Origin of the sequence: Parabacteroides sp. AT13 (genome assembly GCF_002272965.1) — a bacterium.
GTDB classification, from domain to species: domain Bacteria; phylum Bacteroidota; class Bacteroidia; order Bacteroidales; family Tannerellaceae; genus Parabacteroides; species Parabacteroides distasonis.
This window is the reverse complement of the sequence record NZ_NQMH01000001.1, coordinates 14671-35000: the sequence shown is the minus strand read 5'-3', so window position 1 is coordinate 35000 and position 20330 is coordinate 14671. Positions and strand designations below refer to the sequence as shown.

Annotated in this window: 12 protein-coding genes (1 of these 12 running past the window's edge); 4 read left to right on the top strand and 8 right to left on the bottom strand. The window is 48.6% G+C overall.

Features of this window, described 5'->3' with window-relative positions:
- On the top strand, window positions 1–1200 hold the 3' portion of the coding sequence (locus tag CI959_RS00140; protein WP_008779458.1) for a glycoside hydrolase family 30 beta sandwich domain-containing protein. 246 nt of this gene lie to the left of the window's left edge; only the last 1200 of its 1446 coding nucleotides appear in the window; its start codon lies off the left edge, out of view; it ends in the stop codon at window positions 1198–1200.
- A 161-nt stretch (window positions 1201–1361) separates the two neighbouring features.
- On the opposite strand, the gene CI959_RS00135 is transcribed toward CI959_RS00140, so the two are convergent.
- The 4 genes from CI959_RS00135 to CI959_RS00120 all read right to left on the bottom strand — a co-directional run bounded on the left by CI959_RS00135 (window position 1362) and on the right by CI959_RS00120 (window position 8826).
- Window positions 1362–2987 (bottom strand): efflux RND transporter periplasmic adaptor subunit, encoded by a 1626-nt coding sequence (locus tag CI959_RS00135; RefSeq protein WP_008779459.1) that lies wholly within the window; start codon window positions 2985–2987, stop codon window positions 1362–1364.
- 4 nt (window positions 2988–2991) lie between these two features.
- Window positions 2992–4458, bottom strand: a complete 1467-nt coding sequence (locus CI959_RS00130) for a TolC family protein (RefSeq protein WP_226766863.1) — start codon at window positions 4456–4458, stop codon at window positions 2992–2994.
- A 19-nt stretch (window positions 4459–4477) separates the two neighbouring features.
- Entirely contained in the window at window positions 4478–8224 is a 3747-nt protein-coding gene (locus CI959_RS00125) for an efflux RND transporter permease subunit (protein ID WP_057316980.1), read from the bottom strand.
- Window positions 8225–8439: 215 nt separating this feature from the next.
- Window positions 8440–8826 carry a hypothetical protein gene (locus CI959_RS00120; RefSeq protein ID WP_041525575.1) on the bottom strand — a complete coding sequence of 129 codons (387 nt, stop codon included), beginning with the start codon at window positions 8824–8826 and terminating at the stop codon, window positions 8440–8442.
- Between the two features lie 143 nt (window positions 8827–8969).
- Here CI959_RS00120 and CI959_RS00115 point away from each other — a divergent pair, with 143 nt between their 5' ends.
- Window positions 8970–10253 carry a DcaP family trimeric outer membrane transporter gene (locus CI959_RS00115; protein WP_005858308.1) on the top strand — a complete coding sequence of 428 codons (1284 nt, stop codon included), beginning with the start codon at window positions 8970–8972 and terminating at the stop codon, window positions 10251–10253.
- Between the two features lie 81 nt (window positions 10254–10334).
- Here the strand turns inward: CI959_RS00115 and CI959_RS00110 are convergent, their stop codons facing one another.
- Together CI959_RS00110 and CI959_RS00105 are read right to left on the bottom strand one after the other, a co-directional pair.
- A complete protein-coding gene (locus CI959_RS00110; protein ID WP_010185117.1) occupies window positions 10335–11906 on the bottom strand; it encodes a ClC family H(+)/Cl(-) exchange transporter in 1572 nt (523 codons plus the stop codon).
- Window positions 11907–12087: 181 nt separating this feature from the next.
- Entirely contained in the window at window positions 12088–13086 is a 999-nt protein-coding gene (locus tag CI959_RS00105) for a hypothetical protein (RefSeq protein WP_008779463.1), read from the bottom strand.
- Window positions 13087–13194: 108 nt separating this feature from the next.
- On the opposite strand from CI959_RS00105, the gene CI959_RS00100 reads away from it, so the two are divergent.
- Entirely contained in the window at window positions 13195–14517 is a 1323-nt protein-coding gene (locus tag CI959_RS00100; RefSeq protein ID WP_005858302.1) for an MATE family efflux transporter, read from the top strand.
- A 4-nt stretch (window positions 14518–14521) separates the two neighbouring features.
- Here the strand turns inward: CI959_RS00100 and CI959_RS00095 are convergent, their stop codons facing one another.
- Window positions 14522–15646, bottom strand: coding sequence for a DNA polymerase III subunit delta (locus tag CI959_RS00095; RefSeq protein WP_005858299.1), 1125 nt, complete (start codon window positions 15644–15646; stop codon window positions 14522–14524).
- Window positions 15647–15900: 254 nt separating this feature from the next.
- Window positions 15901–16854: a methylenetetrahydrofolate reductase [NAD(P)H] gene (gene metF, locus CI959_RS00090; RefSeq protein ID WP_005858295.1), complete on the bottom strand. Its 954-nt coding sequence runs from the start codon at window positions 16852–16854 to the stop codon at window positions 15901–15903.
- A 120-nt stretch (window positions 16855–16974) separates the two neighbouring features.
- On the opposite strand from metF, the gene CI959_RS00085 reads away from it, so the two are divergent.
- Window positions 16975–20214, top strand: a complete 3240-nt coding sequence (locus CI959_RS00085; RefSeq protein ID WP_005858293.1) for an AAA domain-containing protein — start codon at window positions 16975–16977, stop codon at window positions 20212–20214.
- Window positions 20215–20330 lie beyond the last annotated feature (116 nt).

The following is a 20330-nucleotide window of genomic DNA, read 5'->3' as shown; positions in this document are numbered from 1 at the left end:
ATGCGGATGGCTCCCGAGGATCGGACAGCTTTCCTGAAAGAGACTTTCTCTGATACGGAGGGGATGGGGTATAGCTATATCCGTATCTCGATTGGCTGCTCGGACTTTTCTTTAAGTGAGTATACTTGTTGTGACACGAAGGGTGTCGAGAATTTCGCCTTGCAGAGCGAGGAGAAGGAGTATGTGATACCGATCTTGAAGGAGATCTTGGCGATCAGCCCTTCTATAAAAATCTTGGGATCGCCTTGGACTTGTCCAAGATGGATGAAGGTGGATAACTTAAAGGATTTGCGCCCATTCGAGTCGTGGACTAGCGGACAGCTGAATCCCGCCTATTATCAAGATTACGCTACCTATTTCGTGAAATGGATACAGGCGATGGAGGCCGAGGGGATTCCTATCGAGGCGATAACTCCCCAAAACGAACCTTTGAACCGAGGAAATTCCGCTTCCTTATTTATGGGATGGGAGGAGCAACTCTCTTTCGTGCGTGACGCTCTAGGCCCTAAACTGAAAGAGACTGGCCTCAAGACGAAGATCTACGCTTTCGACCATAATTACAATTACGATAATATGTTGGAGCAGCAAGGCTATCCGATGAAAATCTACGAGGATGAGAATGCCGCTTCTTTCCTGACAGGTGCCGCTTACCATAATTACGGGGGCGACCGGGAGGAGTTGAATAACGTAAACGGCAAGTTCCCCGATAAAGAATTAATATTTACGGAAACTTCTATCGGTATGTGGAATGATGGACGTAACTTAGAGAAACGCTTGATGGAAGATATGGAGGAGACGGCCTTGGGTACGGTGAATAACTGGTGTAAGGCAGTTATCGTATGGAACTTGATGCTGGATAACGAGCGGGGACCGAACCGAGAGGGTGGTTGCCAGACTTGTTATGGTGCCGTGGATATCGATCGCTCGGATTATAAGACGATTACCCGGAATTCTCATTATTATATTATCGGTCATTTATCCTCTGTGGTGAAACCGGGGGCAGTACGGATCGGCTCTAAAGGGTATACGGCTGATGGGATTATGTATTCCGCCTTCGAGAATTTAGATGGAACGGAAGCGCTCGTATTACTAAATAATACGGACGGGACTAAAAATATAACGGTAAACAGTGGCGAACGTTCGTTTACCTATGAGGTTCCCGCTAAAGCAGTCGCTTCTTTCCGTTGGAATCTTTACTAATAGGAGGGGGTGTTAAAAGTTGGTATTATGGCACGCAGATTTAGCAGATTTACGCAGATAATATATTGATTTTCATGTCATAAATCTGCGGTCATCTGCTCAATCAGCGTTATCTGCGTGCCATGTTCACACTTTTGACACACCCCCGAATGTCCAATACTTTATCTATAGTGGCAACAAGCCGGTAGCTTATCATATACGGCTTTATCCGCCTTATCCATATCCGTGTCATGGCCTACTTTAGCGATCGCCTTGCTGATCGCTTTTGGGGAGGTCTTTTGGGGATTGTACTGGAGATGGATCATCTGGGTATCTTTGTCCCAATGAGCGGATAACACACCATTTACTCCTTTGGCCGCTTTCTCGATACGTTCCTTGCACATATCGCAAGAGCCTTTGACACCGAACATGGCATGCTCGGAGGCTACCCCCGTGGCGCTTTGCGCATGCATCATATGCCCCTCATGCCCAATCATAGGCTTGGCGGGCTCGTCGCCGTTATTCATCATGGAAGTTTTTCCCTCCAGCTGTGCGCTGGCGTCTATGGCGAAGACTCCGTTGGTTACGATTTCCTCACCTTCTCGCAAGCCATTCAAGATAACATAAGAGTTACCAAGGGAAGGGCCTAGCTCCACCTCACGCATCAAGAAAGCGGGGGTATTCGTATCCGGTTGCTTTACGTACACGATAGCACGTTTACCCGTCCAGAGCACAGCGGTTTGCGGTACGACGATCTCGTTCTTATAGTTGCGGAGCGGGGCGCTTACGTTTGCCGTGGCGTACATCTCGGGCTTGAGCTCCAAAGAGGCGTTCGGTACCTCTACACGGACCTTGGCGGTACGGGTCGTCGTGTTCAAGATCGGGTCGATGAAAGATATCTTACCCGAGAACTTCTTGCCGGGTAGCGCTTGCAAGGTAAATTCCACCGGATCACCTTTGCTAAGGAAAGGGAGATCCATCTCGAAAGCGTCGAACAAGGCCCATACCTTCGTGAGGTTCGCCACGTCGAAAAGGATAGCTCCTTGGGATACATAATCGCCTTGGCTTACCCGCTTGGACAGGACGATACCGCTCGTGTTCGACTTGATCTCTACAACCGGGGAGATAGAGCCGGATTTCTCGATAGCGGCGATCTGGGCGTCTGTCATCTTCCATAAATATAGTTTTTCACGGGCGGCCTGTATCAATTGAGGTTGTCCCATGCGGATCGCTTCCAACAATTCTTGCTGGGCGGTGAAAAGCTCGGGGGAGTAGAGGGTAGCGAGGGTTTGTCCGGCACGCACCGTCTCACCTGTGAAATCAACGTTCAAGCTCTCGATGCGTCCGCTTACATGGGCTGTTTGAGATTGCAGGCTACGCTCGTCCGGTACGATCTTGCCGTATAAACGGACTTGCTTGACCGGATTCTGGCGGGATACCTTGGAGGTTTGTACGTCCGCTAAGGCTGCTGCTTCTTCCGAAAGCTGAATGGCGTTGGGATCGATGGCCTCGTCCGAGAAGGAGCTCTTACGTACGGGGATCAAATCCATGGCGCAGATAGGGCATTTACCCGGCTTGTCTTGGCGAATTTGGGGATGCATGGAACAAGTCCACTCGCCGGCCTCGTTCTGTTGGAGGTCGTGGCCATGCGTAGGGTTGTGAACTTCCGTGCCGGTCTCGCTCGCTTGTGACGCATGGCTGTCGGTATCGGAGTTATGGAACAGGAGCCAGCCCAACAAGAGGCCGCCCGCTAGGAACAGGATATATATCAGGTACTTGGATTTTACGGTTTCATTTATATTTTTCATTTTCTTATTCGTTTACAGAGGTGGATATTAATTTCTCGATTCCGGCGATTTGGGTATTATATTCCGCTATCGCTTCGCTTTTCTTTAAGTGATAGTCCAACATTTGTCGCTCCACTTGGATCACGTCGGTCAAGGTCGTTCTTCCTGTCGAGAATTCCCGGACGATCAGTTGGTAGGTGGCCAACGATAGATCGTATTGTTTCTGGTACAAATCGATTTTCCGTGCGGCATCTTCCAATTGCTGGGTAATACGGATATACTCGGCTTGCAGTTGGTTCATCGTGTTCTCGTACTTCAACTCGCTGGATTTCCAATAATGCTTGCTTTCCCGTTGCTGTGCGTTATATTTCTTACGGAAGATAGGAAGGCTGATCTTTAGCATGGGCATGAACATATCCTTTCCGTTCATACCGGACATAGAGCCCATAGACATATCCTCTGGTTTCTTCCCGATCAAGGAATACTGGAGGCCGATACCTAGCATGGGGTAACTCATTTTCTTGTCCATCTCCGCCTTGGCCCGGTAAGCGTTTCCTTCCGCCTCCAGCATGGTAAGCATGGGGTTGTTGGAGATGACGCTGTCGAGAGCCATCGACTCACTCCATGAGAGAGGAAGCCGTTCCAACGAGTCGGGGACGGAAATCGGGGTAGCTAGCGACTGATTGAGCAACGTATTAAAAGCAGCCTCGGCCGTTTTCCGTTGCGATAACAAGGAGGCTAGCGTATTCTCCAGTTCTACCTTCTCCATCTGGATTCGCAGTACGTCCGACATTCCGCCCATGGAGTTGCCACTTCCCATAGAGCCTCCACCCATAGGGCTATCGCCGGACATTCCGGACATCGTACTACCGGATGCTCCCGTGCTTTGTACCGTAGGGCTTCCCATGCTACTGCCTCCCATACCCGACATACCTCCACCGGATACGGCGGGAGGAGTCGATGGAGCAGAAGATACGGGGGAGGGTAGGACGGAGGAACCGCCCGCCTTCGCCGACGGAGCGGAGAAGCGGTTCAATGCCAACTGTTCCAACTGGTCTAGCAGACGAAGGTTCGCCTGCGTATTTTTATATTGCTCGCTGATATTGCAAAGCTGGTACCATTGACTCTTCACCTCGTAATACAGGTTGTTGCGACTGTTACGGAATTGTTCGTAAGCCATCCGGGCCATCTCGGTCGCCTCGTTGCGGGCCGCCTTCCGGGTACCGAACCAAGGGAACATTTGCATCAAGGTGAAATCCGCTATTTGCTTTCCTGACAAGATCTCCATCGGTTTCAGGAAGAAACCGATCTCCAGTTCCGGGTCCGGATAGGCTCCGGCTTGCGGGACTTTCTCCAAAGATGCCTTATACAGGGAGAAGTCGGCGTTGATCTGCGGATTGTTACGTGCCGCCAGTTCCAGATAATAGCCTAAACTATCGGCCGGCTGGGAGTAAGCGAAAAGGACGTTTAGCATCCCCAGTACACCTGCCATGATGATTGATCTGATTCTTTTATATCTCATAAGTCGTTACCTCCTCTTGAATTTTATTCTTTTGTTCTTTCTTTATAGCGTTCTCCCGCCACCAGCATTGCAGGACGGGAACGACAAACATGGTCATGCTCTGGATCAGCATACCCCCGAACGTAGGGATAGCCATCGGTACCATGATATCCGCCCCCTTACCGGTAGAGGTAAGTACGGGGAGTAAAGCTATCAGGGTAGTGGCTGTAGTCATGGCCGCTGGGCGTACCCGTTTCAGTCCGGCGGCTACTACCGCTTCCCGGATATCGTGCTTGGTGCGGGGGGCTCGCTCGAGGGATACATGATGGATGTAGGTTCCCATCAATACCCCATCATCCGTAGCCACACCGAACAAGGCGATAAAACCGACCCAGACTGCCACGCTCAGATTGATCGTGTGCATCTGGAAAAGATCCCGCATATTCTCTCCGGCGATGGAGAAGTTCATGAACCAATCCTGTCCGTAAAGCCATAGCAAGATAAAACCTCCGGCGAAGGCCACGAACACCCCGGAGAAATGGATCAGTGAGGCAGTGACCGTCTTGAATTGAAAGTATAGAACCAGCAGGACGATCAACAAGGCGAGGGGAACGACGATCATCAGCCGGCTGGTGGCACGCTCCTGCTGCTCGTAATTGCCGGCGAACTTATAGGATACGCCGGGATCAAGGTTCAACTCGCCCTCCTTTATCTGTTGCTCAAGGATGCGGGAAGCCTCTTTCACGACATCCACTTCCGCCTTCCCCGCCAGTTTGTCGAAGATGACGTAGCCTACCAAGAAAGTGTTCTCGCTTTGGATCATCTGCGCTCCACGGGTATAGTTGATATCGGCTAGCTCTTTAAGCGGGACTTGCGCCCCAGTGGCGATCGGTACGAGGATCATACCTAGCGCCTCCGGATTATCTCGAAGCTCACGAGCGTAGCGTAGGCGCACCGGGAAACGTTCCCTGCCTTCCACAGTGCGGGTCAGTACCATGCCACCGACAGCGGCACTTAATATCTCTTGCAAGTCCTCCACGTTTACGCCGTAACGGGCCATATTCTCACGGTTCAGTTCGATCTCCAGATAAGGGGCGCCTACCGCACGGTCGTAAAATACGGAAGAGGGGATAACGGAGGGTACCTCTTTCAATGCCTTCTCGATCGCCTTTCCGGCTTTCTCGATCGTCTCCAGATCCGGGCCATACACCTTGATACCCATCGGGGCACGCATACCGGTGGATAACATGACGAGACGGGCCTCGATAGGCTGCAGCTTCGGGGCGGAAGTCAATCCCGGAAGATGGGTGACGTTCACGATCTGTTGCCAGATATCGTTCGTGTTCTTGATCTCCGGTCGCCATTGGCGGAAGTAATCGCCTTTAGCGTCTGGGATCAGGCTGTCTGAGGGAATCAGCCGGAAACCGTCTTTGGGGTTATATACGCCTCCATCTTTTAGGAGATACTCCCCTTGCCGGTTTACCTTGAAACGTTCCCTTTTCCCGTCCTCATTCAGGATACATTCCGGACGGTAGTTGATCATATTTTCGAACATCTGTACCGGCGCTGGATCGAGGGCGGAGTTTACACGGCCCCATTTACCGATGGCGGTCTCCACCTCGGGGATAGAGGCCAGCCGTTTGTCGAGCGCCTCTATATAATCAAGGTTTTGCTCGATACCGGAATGCGGCATGCTAGTCGGCATCAGTAGGAAAGAACCTTCGTTCAGGCTAGGCATAAACTCCTGTCCGATGCCTCTCCATATCCAGAAACCGAATACGATGGTAGCTCCCGGAATCAACATGAATTTCCAGCGGTTATCCAAGCACCAGCGCAATATCCTCTCATAATAAATAACGAGCAGCCACAGGATGCTTAGGATGATGGCTACGCAACCCGCCACGAACAATATATTGGCGAGCATCCCTTTTTGCGGCCCCATCGGCAACCATTCCTCGGATAGGTAATAGATCGTGACAAAGAGGGTGATACCGATATTGATATAAGTGCTCGTTTGAGGCTTCTTCCAATAACCGGACAATAGATTATTCACCCCGACTGCCGTTAGCCCGATAGCCGGAATACTTCCATAAATAATAAGTAAGGCGATTCCGGCCACGATCAACAGGTAATTCAGTATTTTTCGTATCAGCCTTGAATGGATCTTTATCGAGAACAACCAATACGATAGGGAAGGAAGCAAGATCAATCCCAGCACGAAGGCGGAAGCCAAAGCATACGTCTTGGTATAGGCCAAAGGCGAGAACATCTTCCCTTCCTGCGCCTCCATGGTGAAGACGGGGAGGAAGCTGACGATCGTCGTGATCATCGCTGTGCTGATTGCCCCGGACACCTCGCTTACCGCCTTATAAATAAGGTTGACAAACGCCTTTCCCCCCTGTATATGCCTGTTCTCGGGCATCTCCCGGTAACGGATGATACTTTCCACGAAGACGACCCCTACATCCACCATCACGCCAATGGCGATCGCTATACCCGATAAAGCCACGATATTCGCCGCTATCCCCGTATAACGCATGATGATGAACGTGGCGAGCACCGCTATCGGTAGCATGCTGGCGATAACGATAGAGGCCCTCAGATTGAGCACCAGCACGATGATGACGATCACGCAGATCAATATCTCGTGGGAGAGGGCGGTCTCCAACGTCCCGATCGTCTCCTTGATAAGCCCCGTACGGTCGTAGAACGGTACGACGGTTACCTTGGAGACCGTCCCGTCCGCCAGTACCTTCTGGGGTAATCCCGGTTCCATCTCCTTGATCTTCGCCTTTACGTTATTGATAACCTCCAAGGGGTTGGAGCCATAGCGGGCTACGACCACTCCACCCACGGCCTCCACACCCTCCTTGTCCAGCCCTCCCCGTCGGGTTCCGGGGCCGATATTCACGAACGCCACGTCCGATATGCGAACCGGCACGCCTTCCCGCACGGTGACGACGGCATTCTCTATATCCTTTACATTCTTGATATACCCCAAGCCCCGGATCAGGTACTCCACCTTATTGATCTCCATCGTCTCGGCGCCGATATCGAGGTTGTTCTTCTTGATGGCGCTCATGATATCCATCACGGAGACGTTGAAGGCGTACATGGCATCCGGGTTCAACTCGATCTGGTACTCCTTCACGAAACCGCCCGCCGAGGCAACCTCGGATACCCCCTCGGCGGAGGATAAGGTGTACTTGACGTAGAAATCCTGTATCGTACGCAACTCCTCGGCGTTCCAGCCTCCGGTAGGTTTACCGGTCTTGGGGTCCCGTCCTTCCAGCGTATACCAATAGATCTGCCCGAGGGCGGTAGCGTCCGGTCCCAAGGTAGGCTGCACGCCTTCCGGCAAGGTTCCCGGAGGCAGGGAGTTCAGCTTCTCCAATATACGGGAACGGCTCCAGTAGAACTCTATATCGTCATCGAAGATGATGTATATGAAGGACATCCCGAACATGGAGGAACTACGGATCGTCTTCACTCCCGGGATACCTAAAAGAGAGGTGGTCAGCGGATAAGTGATCTGGTCCTGTATATCCTTCGGCGAGCGGCCCATCCATTCTGTGGCCACGATCTGCTGGTTATCGCCGATGTCGGGGATGGCATCTACCGGAATCGGATTCCGGGGAATGATCCCCCCGTGCCAATTGAAGGGAGACGTGGAGATGCCCCATACGATAATCAGCACTAGTAAAAGTAAGGTTACCACCCTGTTCTCAAGGAAGTAACGAATGATTCTGTTTAACATTTGAATGAGCTTTTATGATTTGAAAACATATGAGAACGCTTATTTGTTCGTCTTTGAAGGCAAGCGATCACATGAGTACTCGTGATGCTTTACGCCAGTACTCGCAATGGATTACTCCAGTACTTGCGGTGGATTACTCCAGTACTCGCAATAGATTACGCCGGTACTCGTGCGTAAACAGACGTAAATCGCCTTTTAAAAAGGAAGCCTATACGCTAAATCAAAAAAGTACAATGATGGACGAATAACGGGATAGCGCTATTCTCCTTGGGTGGATTAATAAAGGGATTGGAACGTGTTGTCTCGTCTCGCCCGGCGATCTTATAGGAGTCGAGTAGATCGAACAACAAAACTACAGCAACAGGAGCGGACAATTGCACGAGCGTATTCGCCACATCCTGATCGACGGATAACTTAACATATTCCGTCTCGGTAGAGCAGCACTTATGGGACGTGCCCGCCTCACCGCAACTGGGGCAAGTGTCAAGATACTGCAAACTCACCTCCGCCAACTTACCCATACAATAATGGTAATTCAGCGCAAACCCGGAGGAAACCCCGAGGTAAAAAACAGCGAGTATGAACAATAAAAATCTTCTCATCCCAAATAATATATTCCGCAAATATATGAATATTTTTTGAACGGGCAATAGGGTGGAAAAAGTGCTCGTAGGGTTGTTAAAATCAGAACCTTTTCTTTATAGCCTTGTTCAAGGTAGGTAATTAATCTAAACAAAACACATTTATGAGACTATTTGTACAAGGAGCAGTATTACTGCTAGGTATGGGATTCTTATCGGCTCCCGCTAAGGCTCAAAAGGTGGTCATCGAGGATGATGCGCCAAATTCGATAGTCCTTGTCAGCCAAGACAAGGCAGGTGATGAAATCGTGAGGATAATGAATGAGACGCAGAGCCCTCGTTTCCACGACCCGAAAGCCCCCCGCTTCGTATTGACCGATCGTAAGGGACGTTTCGCCTTGGGTATCGGCGGTTACGTGAAGGCTACGGCGGAGTATGATTTCGGCGGGATCTCGGATGATGTCGATTTTTATCCGTCCATGATCCCGAATGGTGGGCAGAACTACGTCCGTAACCAGTTCCAGATGGACGCTACTACCAGTACGATATTCTTGAAATTAGTGGGTCGTACCAAACACCTCGGGGATTTCGTCGTGTATACGGCGGGTAACTTCCGGGGAGGCAGCAAGGTCTTCGAGCTCCAGAACGCCTATGTGTCTTTCCTTGGTTTCACGATGGGTTACGATTATAGTACCTTCATGGATCTGGCCGCTCTTCCGCCCTCGATCGATTATGCGGGGCCTGCCGGACAGGTTTTCAGCCGTGCCACCCTGTTACGCTATGAGCGTGCTTTCGGTAAGGGATGGAAAGCGGGTGTAGGTATCGAGATGCCAGTGGTGGATGGCATCACGAACCAAAGCGTGAATATCAGTAACCAACGTATGCCGAACTTCCCTGCCTATATCCAATACGCTTGGAATAAGAGCAGCCATATCCGTGTAGCTGGTATCGTACGTAATATGACGTACGAGAACTTGGTGGCGCAACGGGCCGAGTCTAAGGCCGGCTGGGGCGTGTTTGCCGCCTCTACGTTCAATGTGACGAGCAAGCTGAACTTCTACGGTCAGGCTACTTACGGCCGGGGTATCAGCCAGTTCTTGAATGATATCAGTAATCTGGACGTGGATCTGGTTCCGGACCCCGAGGCCAAAGGCAAGATGCAAGTGCTTCCGATGATGGGTTGGTATGCTGGCTTGCAGTATAATATCACGCCGAAGGTATTCGTCTCCAGTACCTATAGCCAGACTCGTTTATACAGCGAGAATGATTACCCGGTTACTCCGTCGGATCAATACCGCTACGGTCAATACTTGGTAGCCAACATTTTCTGGAACGTGAACGCCAATCTGCAAGTCGGCGCCGAGTACTTGAGAGGTTGGCGTACCGATTTCAACGATATGACCCGCCACGCCAATCGACTTAATGTTTCCGCTCAATATAACTTCTGATAATGTAGCGTTTTGTAAATGTGCCACACCGGGGGATTCTTGGTGTGGCATTTCTTTTCGAGGCGATTGGCAGATCAGCGATTAATAGATGTTCGCCATGCTAACCAGCGGCTCATACAGCTTCTCGATATCCTGCGAATCGATCTCGATCTCTACCTGATCGCCGGGGATAAGGGTCTGTCCAGCAGGAGCCAAGTCCTTGCGATCCCGGTGAATAGTCTTGATGATACAACGTTGGGGGAGGGTGAGGTGATCTACCTCCTTCCCGTCGAAATAGGCACCTGTCATGATCTCGACGAACAGGCTGGAACGCCCTTCGGCACGGAAGGCTGGAGTCGAGATCATCTCGTCATAGAGAACCACGTTAAAGGGCTTTATCTGTAGCATTTCCGTGAAGTAATACGTAAGCCCGCCGACAATGATAGAGGGGTAGAATACATCCAGATGCCCGGTTATCTCCGTAATCAAGACGATACCCGTCAGTGGTGTCCGGACTACCGCCACCAAGAAACCTACCATGCTGATTAACATGATATAGCTGATGCTCTCCGTCTCAATGAAACCATACTTCACCAATAATAAGGCGATGATCTGCCCGAACAATCCCCCGGTAACTAGTGTAGGGATGAAATTCCCTCCCGGCAGTCCGGAGGAGAAAGAGAGAGACGTGAATATCAAGTGGATGAGCATCATCGCCGCTATCCATAAAACGGGGTGATATCCATGCATCGCTTGCATGATAAGGAATTGCTCGCCTCCTCCTGTCAAGTCGATCTCCGTCAATGAGATCGTATACGCTATGATAAGCAGGTACAACATCTTCATATAAGGAGGATGCTTCAGTCTGGTAAAGAAATCCTTGCACCAAAGGGTAAACATCGAGTAAATTTTCCCGAAGACGGAAATAACCACGGCCAGAAATAAGAACAACTTCAGTTGATCTATAAAAGTAGCCTGCGGGGCAATAGCGCTAATCTGCGAGTAGGGGTTGAAGGGAAAAATCAAGCTCGCTACGCCTCCCGCCACGACCCCTGCCAGCAAGGTGGTAATGGCGGTCTTGGGAGCGTCGAACCGTTCGATGGACTCGATCACCAAAAGTGAGGAAGCGAGGGGAGCGGCGAAAGCGGCGGCCAATCCGGCACCTGCGCCGGCGGCCAAAAGTTGCTTGCGCTCTCCAGCCAATACGTGTCCCCATTTGGAAATGATATTCCCCACGTAAGATCCGATCTGTACGCACGGCCCCTCACGACCAAGGGACAGGCCGGCGCTGATTGCTAATATCCCTCCCGTGAACTTGGCGATTAATTGTGTCAACGGGTTCTTATAAGTGATCCTGCCATTGATAACCGCCCGTGTCTGGGGAATGCCCCCACCGGTAATCAGCGGCATCTTCTTGACCATCCAATTCACACAAAGCAATATACCCCATAGCGTGAAGAAGAACAAGACATGGAAATACCAAGGGTAATGACCGTCGAAAAAAAGTTTCCGGCTATTGAATAACTGCTGGAGCAGATAGTGATAAGGTACCGCTACCAACCCGGTCAGCAATCCCACGAAAATGCTTACAAAATAAAGCCTGGCGTCAATAAGTTTCAATTTCCAGATCCGCCAGCGCCTCAATTTTGTTATATCTAAGAGATCATTATCCATCGGACTCACCTTGTTTTCGTTTCCTGTTACAACAACCAAGGTAAATAAGAGGTTTAAAATCTCATTCCATTGAACCTTTTTTTAAAAGCCTTGTTATTAAGATATAGTGTTTTTCATGGTATTAGAATTAAGTTAGATTAGGTTATCCGTCTTGTTCGTGAGAATAGGGCGGTTTTCCTGTTTATAGGGGTTTGTACTTTGAGGCGGTTAGGATTTCTTGGGCGTCGTTGTTTTGCATCAACGCCTCCGGGGTAGATCCCGTCTCCTTTATGTACTGGTTGATGATCTGCCAGCCTATCCAAGTCCCGATATTCCCGGGAGCGTCGTTCCCGGGGAAAATGGTCGGGGTATCCTCGAAATATTGGGAAGTCGTCAGTTGATCCGGGGTATAAAGATGCTTGCGCTCGATGATTGCTTTCCAGATTGTTCCTTCGTTGTCCTTGCACCAGTTGTAGGCCTGTTCGGTGTATCCCATTAGCTCGGCGGCATCGGGAACGCCTAAGGCTTGCGAGAGCAGGTATTTGATTTTTCCCTCGTAAATCATCCGGTCCAGCAATACGTTCTCTTTTCCTGCGAAAGGATATTCGGACATGAGCCAACCCGCCAGATAATCCGGGACTACAAGTCCACGTTGCATTTTCAATTTCTGGGAGTCATAGAAGAAATCCTGATACAAGGGATAGTCCTTTCCCATATACTTATCGATGGAAAGGGAAAGCAGGCTATCGCCTACCAATACGTTCTGGTTGAAACCAGATACATGCATATAGATAGCAGGGATCTGCATCGAGGGGAAATTCTCCTTTAGATAGGCGAATCCGTACCCCAAGGATTTCTCGATATCCTCCACGGAATCATATTGGGTGATAGCGTCACGATACAAGCCTTTCAAGGTAGGCTCCGAGTAATAATTCCGCATTTTCTCGAAGAAGCCGGGAGTCTCGATGGTTTGCAGGTTTAATATGCCTTTCCCGATGATATCCAGCATTTCCGGGTATTGTTTGATTAGTTCGGGTTGCAAGGTGGTATCTCCCGTATCGATCAGCCGGAATAAATCCTTGTCAAAACGATTGATATGCAGGGGTTCGACGGTAGCGTAGTTGATCGTATTTGTGTTTTGCCCGTTGCAGCTCAATAGCGTAGCGGACAAAATGCAGGCCATGATGAGTTTTGTAACCATATCTCTTCGTATAATAATGTAATATGATAAGAAACGGATCGCATGGGGTAATATTGTGTGACTGGCATCTTATTACTACCTTTGCCTCCCTTTTATTTAAGATTCATCATGCGATATACGAACAAACAAATTCTAAAGATCACGTATCCGGTATTAATCAGCTTGCTCATGGAGCATATGATCGGATTGACGGACACCGCTTATCTGGGACGTGTCGGCGAGGTTGAGCTAGGTGCCTCCGCCTTGGCAGGAGTCTATTATCTCGTGATTTATATGCTGGGCTTTGGTTTCAGTGTAGGAGCTCAGGTGCTGATGGCACGTCGTAATGGTGAGGGGGAGTATAAGCGGATCGGCGAGGTTTTCACGCAAGGCGGGCTATTCCTTTTTCTGCTGGCGGCGGTGTTGTTTACGGCCTCTAATCTGCTTACGCCCTATCTGCTCCACCGGATGATCGGCTCAGAAGAGGTGTATCGGGCGACGATGAGCTATCTGGACTGGCGGGTGTACGGGTTCTTCTTCTCTTTTATAGCGGTGATGTTCCGTGCGTTTTACGTGAGTACGACGAATACGAAGATCTTGACGGCCAATTCGGTGGTGATGGTGCTTACCAACGTGGTCTTGAACTATATCTTGATATTCGGTAAGTTCGGGTTCCCCGCTTTGGGGATAGCGGGTGCCGCTATCGCTTCCTCGATCTCGGAAGCTGTTTCCGTATTGTTCTTCGTGATTTATACTTGGAAGAAGATAGATTATAAAAAATATGGTCTGTTCCGTTTTACGAGAGTGGATTTTAGGATGCTGGGACAAATACTGAGTGTCTCTATCTGGGTGATGATCCAGCATGGGATCGCTTTTGGGGGATGGTTTATCTTCTTCATCGCTATGGAGCATCTGGGCGAGCGGCCGTTGGCGATTACGAATGTGGTACGTAGCATCTCCTCGTTCCTGTTTATGTTCGTGAATGCTTTCGCCTCCACGAACAGCTCGCTGGTAAGTAACTTGATCGGCGCCGGGGAGTCGGACCGGGTGCTTCCGCTTTGCCGGAGGATGATCGGGCTATGCTATGCGTTCGTGCTACCGATCGGTATCTTGATCGCTATGTTCCCGTCTACCGTATTGCGTATTTATACGGATAACCCGGATCTGATCGCTAGCTCGATCCCCTCGCTGTGGGTGATGCTGTCCTCTTATCTTTTCGCCGTTCCCGGTTTTATTTATTTCTTTAGCGTATCGGGGACAGGCAATACCCGCCGTGCGCTGGAAATCGATATGGCTAGCATATTCGTGTACGTATTATATATATTGTATGTCGCCGTATGGTTGCGTGCGGACGTGGCGGTTTGCTGGACTACGGAGTATGTATATAATATCATGATCCTTTCTTCTTTCTTCTATCTATGGAAAGGAAATTGGCGTAACAAGAAAATCTGAAGACTTATCTTTTGATTAGTACGGTAATTCGTAAGGATAAATCAAAAAAGACCATCTTGGCATTCACGTTCTGTGTGATATGGCGTTCCGCTTTCGCCAATTCTTCCATCAAATCGATCACGTTTCGCTCGTTGACGAAAGGGGAGAACTTAACGGAGAAGCTAGCCTCGTCCAGATTCATATAATTAAGTTCCGGCGATTGGAACCGGTACATGAAGTTCTCCCGGATCAAATGCTGACAATAGGAGAGGAAGTTTTTTTGTCGTTCCCGTCCGATCCCTGCCATGACGTCCGCCATCGCTTTCATGCCTTTTACGTTTCGTGCCCATGAGTTTCGCATCATGGCCTTGAATTGCTCCAGAAAGAATTTATTTTCCTCGCCCAAGCTAATCGCCTCCATCGCCTTGATAAAACTTCCGGAGGAGAGGTGAGCGACGTGTTTAGCGTCGTCGGGCGAAAGCCCGAAACGGGATACCATGGCATTCATGATCGCATCGGTCTCAATGGGACGGATGTGGATGCGTTGCGCACGGGATTGGATGGTCCCGAGGATAAGGTCCGGTGTCTCGGATACCATAAGGATAACCGTTTTCATAGGAGGCTCCTCTATGATTTTCAAAAGCTTGTTGGCGCAAGTAGGATGTAGTTTCTCCGGCAACCAAACCATCAGGATACGATATTCCGCCTCATAAATCTTTAGGCTCAGTTTATGGATAATCTCATCGCTTTCCTTGGAATAGATGATCGCTTGTGAGTTTCCGGCCTCGATATAATCCAGCCATTCATCCATATTGAAATAGGGATGTTCTTTGAGGAACCCACGCCATTCACTGAGATAATCATCGCAGACCTCTTTCTTTTTCTCTTTCTTGGCTACGATCGGGAATACGAAATGCAAATCGGGATGTGCCAATTCGTCATATTTAAGGCATGACGGGCAACGTCCGCAAGCGTCCGTCTCCGTCCGGTTCGTACAATTCAGATAACGGGCGTAAGCCAAAGCCAGCGGAAACGCCCCGGCCCCCCCTTGCTCCGTGAATAACTGCGCATGGGGTACGATCCCTGTCCGAGTCGATTGCCTCAACCGTTCCTTTACTTCCTCTTGCCCGATGATATCTTTAAAATACATGAGATATTTCCTTTTCTATAGAATAAGGAACGAAGTTACGGAAAAGTATTCAGATATCAAAAGGTGCGGGGTTTTGTAAATATCAATTGACATATATAGAGTAAAACTAAAAACGGATACAATAACAAGTCAAGTCCAATAAAGAATATGTATTTCATTACCTTAGAATTTTAAAAATAACCATACTTAGTACATGATTGTTCAATCGTGTACTTCTATTAGACAACTCAGCGTGGAAAAACCCCTATTGTATCTCAATAAATTTCTTTTGCTATTTTGTAAACGCTATCCGAGGCCATCATTGTGTAGAAATGTAAGCTCGGTACGCCATGAGCGATCAGATCCTTGCACTGCTGTATACACCATTCCACACCCACCTCTTTCGCTTCCGCATCATCTTTACATTTACGTAATTCTGTCGCGAAAGGCTCTGGGATATCCGCACGGAATATCTTCGGAAGAACCGTTAATTGGTTCTTGAAAACGATCGGTTTGATACCGGGGATGATGGGAACCGTGATACCTTCCGCACGGCAACGATCCACGAACGCATAGTACTTGTCATTATCGAAAAACATCTGGGTTACCAGATATTCAGCGCCATTTTTTACTTTCTCCTTTAAGTAATAGATATCGGATTCCATATTGGGTGCTTCCTCGTGTTTCTCCGGATAGCAAGCCATGCCGTACGAGAAGGGAGTCTCTATACCGTCTATCTTGGAACCGTCTAACGCAATACCTTCGTTGAAATGATTTACCTGCTGTTGTAAATCAGTTGCGTGGTCGTGATATAACTCCGGTTTTTGCTGGGAGGCCTCTAAGGTCTTTATATCTCCCCTTAATATTAAGAGGTTGTTTACGCCAAGGAAGTTCAAATCGATCAAAGCGTATTCCGTCTCGTCTTTCGTAAAGCCTTTACATATAATATGGGGTACGGCAGGAATACCGTATTTATTCTGGATAGCCGAAGCGATCGCTACGGAGCCCGGACGTTTACGGATGTTTACTTTCTGGAAACTTCCGTCTGGTAAGGTTTTATAGACGAACTCGCTATGATGGGAGGTGATATTTATGTATTTAGGGTCGAATTCCTTCAACTTGTCAATCACATTATATACCTTCTGGATACTGTTACCTTTCAGCGGCGGTAATATCTCGAAAGAAAAAGCGGTACTCTTACTATTCCTTATCAGATCAATGACTTTCATATTTTAATTATTTTTGACGCGAATGTAGCAAATATACTTCGAAATAGCTTACATTTACGATCATTAATCTAACAAAGCGGCTAACTGAGCGCTTTCGTGTAAACTAAGGTTTTTTAAAGCATGGACTTAACTTACTTAAAAACGCTATTGGGCTTTGTCTCGAATCGTACCCATGATACAACAACTAGTATTCTGGCTTACTGGGAAGTGTTGGAATATTTTCAAGAGCTGTCATTCCCTCAGGCTTCTAAATCTGGTTTACCGGAGGATGAGGTACGGGTAAGATATGTGAGATCGGAGGATGAGTTGAAGTATTTCATATATGCTCCATACAGGGATGCGGATAGCTTCCGTCTGTATGTGGGAGGTGTTCCTAAATATGATCTTTTGTCCGAGCTATATCGTTTGATTCCGGCGGATAAGGATAATGAGCGTTTTCGTAAGCTGTTGGAGAAGAATAAATCTGTAAGCGTGCTCTATACGATTGATTTATCCCCGTCCGGAGAGTACATAGAAGGCTCGTTCCAACTTTCGCCTTATATCTGGGCGATCAGCTGCTTAATTCATGACCGGGAGGTTGATGAGGAGTGGTTGGAGGAACTACTGGAGGATGGAAACGACTTCTTTATGACAATTGAGGATGAGGAAGGGATAGAGTTCTTCTCTCTTTTGCGGCAGAAGACGGTAGAGTTGCTAGATCGACTGCGGATCCGGAGTCTATTTACCGTAAATGATGGATTTAGAAGGAATGATTTGGAGCGGGTTTGTGCCCGTGCGCTAAAATCGGATGATACGGACTTAAGCATAAGCTTCTATGCGAAAGATTTAAGCAGGGTTCGTAAAAGTCTGCTGGATAAAAGGCCCAATCGTTTACTGGTGAACTATATAAATGCTCCTTTGATGAGTGGAGGGAATCGTCAAAGTATATGCTCAATAGAGAATTATAGGAAATGGTTAGGTCCGGAAAGATATCCGCTGGGCCGTTGGCCTTCTGAGTTCAGCCCGGCGTTGATGCAACAGATGGCTATTAATATAGCGTTGGCCGAAGAAAATGCGGGAGGCTGTGGCATTTTCTCCGTGAATGGCCCTCCGGGAACGGGTAAGACAACATTGCTGAAAGATATTATCGCCGAGTACGTGGTACGGCGTGCCCGGTTATTAGCGGATTTGAATCAGCCGGATGATGCCTTTACAGAGACTCCGCTTTTAGTGAAGTCTTTGGAGGCAGGTAAAAGTCAGAAGACATTTGGTTTGCAGACGGGACGGGGATTGGCCGATTATGGAATTCTTGTGACATCCTGTAATAATACGGCTGTAGAGAATATCACCTTCGAGTTACCCGAGACGAGTAAACTACCTACCGCTGAAGCCATGTCAAAAGCCGGGCACTCTCTAGTCTTTAGTGAGGGTAAAGATTTATTTTTCGGAGATTTGGCTTCCAATATGCTCAATGGAAATACCGATCCGGGAAAACATACGAAACAGGCCTGGGGATTGATATCCGCCCGTTTAGGAAAAGGGGATAATATCCGTTCTTTCAGCGAAATGGTATTAAGGCCGTTTGTTTCCAAGATGAGTCCTAAAAGAGACAATGAGAAGGTTATGCGGGAGTTTAAGAACCGTTTCCCTTCTTTCGATATCGCTCAACAAGAGTTCTTGAAGCAATATCGAATAGTGGAGCGATTGCGGCGGTCGGTCTCTTGTAACGAAGAGGTATTTAGGATGGCGGACGAGAAGATGCAGTCCTCGAATCCTTTGAAGAACGCTGAATTCGACAAAGCAAGGGAAGATCTATTTTATCAAGCTTTGGTCCTGCATGGCTCTTTTGTGATCAATTCCTACAAATGGCGTTGCAACCTTTATTCGCTGTTGGCCTTTTGGGATAATAAATATATGCCGGAGGAGAAAGAATTGATATTCTCACATGTGTTGAATAGCTTGTTTTTCTTGGTGCCTGTGGTATCTACCACATTCGCTTCCGTACAGAAGATGCTGGAGTACATGGGTAGGGAGCAATTGGGATTGTTGATCGTGGACGAGGCCGGGCAAGCCGCTCCCCAATGTGCGGTAGGCGCTTTGTGGCGGGCAAAGAAAGCGATCATCGTGGGAGACCCGAAACAAGTGGAACCGGTAGTCACCACCGATGAGACGTTGATGACTCTCTATCAAAAGAAATGTGGTATCGTATCCTTGTCTTCTTACCTCTCGAAATCCCATTCCGTGCAAGGTTTCGCCGATTTGATAAACCGTTATGGGTCTTGGATTGGAGAGACGTGGGTAGGCTGTCCGTTGGTCGTGCACCGTCGTTGTATCAATCCTATGTTTAGCATCTCCAACCGGGTGTCGTACGACGATACGATGATTCTGGGAATGAAAGATGCGGTGAAAGACGAGGAGAAAAGTCAATTGTTGCTAGATCATTCCTTATGGATCGATGTGCCCGGTAAGAAAGGTACTAGCGCTAAAGGGAATAATGATCATTACGTGGCGGAGCAAGGCGAGGTATGCTTGCGCTTGATATTGGCGTGGATGGGAAAACACCGGGAGAAAGAGGATACCCGGAAATTATATGTGATCTCCCCCTTCACCACGGTTGTGAAAGGCATTAAGGCTGCGGTTAAAGCCGTCTTGAATACGGAGGAGTATAGTGGGCTTAAAGGTAAATTTAAGGGGTGGGAGACTGCCAACTGCGGAACGGTCCATAAATTCCAAGGAAAAGAAGCCGAGGAGGTTATCTTCCTGTTGGGATGCCAACCTTCTTCAACTGGTGCGATAGGTTGGGTAAATAGCAATATCCTGAACGTGGCGGTTACCCGGGCGAAGAAGCGGGTGTATTTTATCGGGGATTATGAGGTGTGGTCTCGGCAGAACCGGAATTTCAGCCCGGAGATTATCTGTTTTTCCGAGGAGGATACAGGGCTTCAACGAATACATTTCTCGGAACTTCCGGATTTTGGGGAGATCGAGGCCATGGAAGAGACTCCAGACTTAGAATTCCCGGGAGCAGAGGATAGCCAAGTAGAATATTTATTGGAAGAAGATGAGATCGATCCGGAAACAACGGAACCGGAGGATAGAAAGCAAGATATACGCCCCATTCCAAGATACTCATTCTTGACTGGTCCGGAATACCATCACCGTTACCGGGTGATTTACTCGCATCCCTATCAACTGATATTTGAGGTCTTGATGACCGATCCGACGGAGACTTTACCGGATTTACCGGTTTCTTTTTACCGTAAGTTGTCCGATTCGCCTTCCTTATGGATGTGTTTGATCTATCCGGTCGCCCTTGATTTCCCAGCGCAAGAGTTGGAGAATGAGTTCGACCAAGTGATAGATTGGTATAATTCGTTATAGGCCGAAATGTAGCCTTCTGCTTGCTTTTTTTAGTTTATAGGCCGAACTATATATAAATTAGCGTATATTTGCGGTACACAAAATCTCCCATAGCGACGGCTATGGGCGTTTTTGCT

Coding starts and splice junctions, on each gene's coding strand:
- CI959_RS00135 (WP_008779459.1), bottom strand. CDS start 2,987: ATGAAAAATATAAATGAAACCGTAAAATCCAAGTACCTGATATATATC.
- CI959_RS00130 (WP_226766863.1), bottom strand. CDS start 4,458: ATGGCAGGTGTACTGGGGATGCTAAACGTCCTTTTCGCTTACTCCCAG.
- CI959_RS00125 (WP_057316980.1), bottom strand. CDS start 8,224: ATGTTAAACAGAATCATTCGTTACTTCCTTGAGAACAGGGTGGTAACC.
- CI959_RS00120 (WP_041525575.1), bottom strand. CDS start 8,826: ATGAGAAGATTTTTATTGTTCATACTCGCTGTTTTTTACCTCGGGGTT.
- CI959_RS00115 (WP_005858308.1), top strand. CDS start 8,970: ATGAGACTATTTGTACAAGGAGCAGTATTACTGCTAGGTATGGGATTC.
- CI959_RS00110 (WP_010185117.1), bottom strand. CDS start 11,906: ATGGATAATGATCTCTTAGATATAACAAAATTGAGGCGCTGGCGGATC.
- CI959_RS00105 (WP_008779463.1), bottom strand. CDS start 13,086: ATGGTTACAAAACTCATCATGGCCTGCATTTTGTCCGCTACGCTATTG.
- CI959_RS00100 (WP_005858302.1), top strand. CDS start 13,195: ATGCGATATACGAACAAACAAATTCTAAAGATCACGTATCCGGTATTA.
- CI959_RS00095 (WP_005858299.1), bottom strand. CDS start 15,646: ATGTATTTTAAAGATATCATCGGGCAAGAGGAAGTAAAGGAACGGTTG.
- metF (WP_005858295.1), bottom strand. CDS start 16,854: ATGAAAGTCATTGATCTGATAAGGAATAGTAAGAGTACCGCTTTTTCT.
- CI959_RS00085 (WP_005858293.1), top strand. CDS start 16,975: ATGGACTTAACTTACTTAAAAACGCTATTGGGCTTTGTCTCGAATCGT.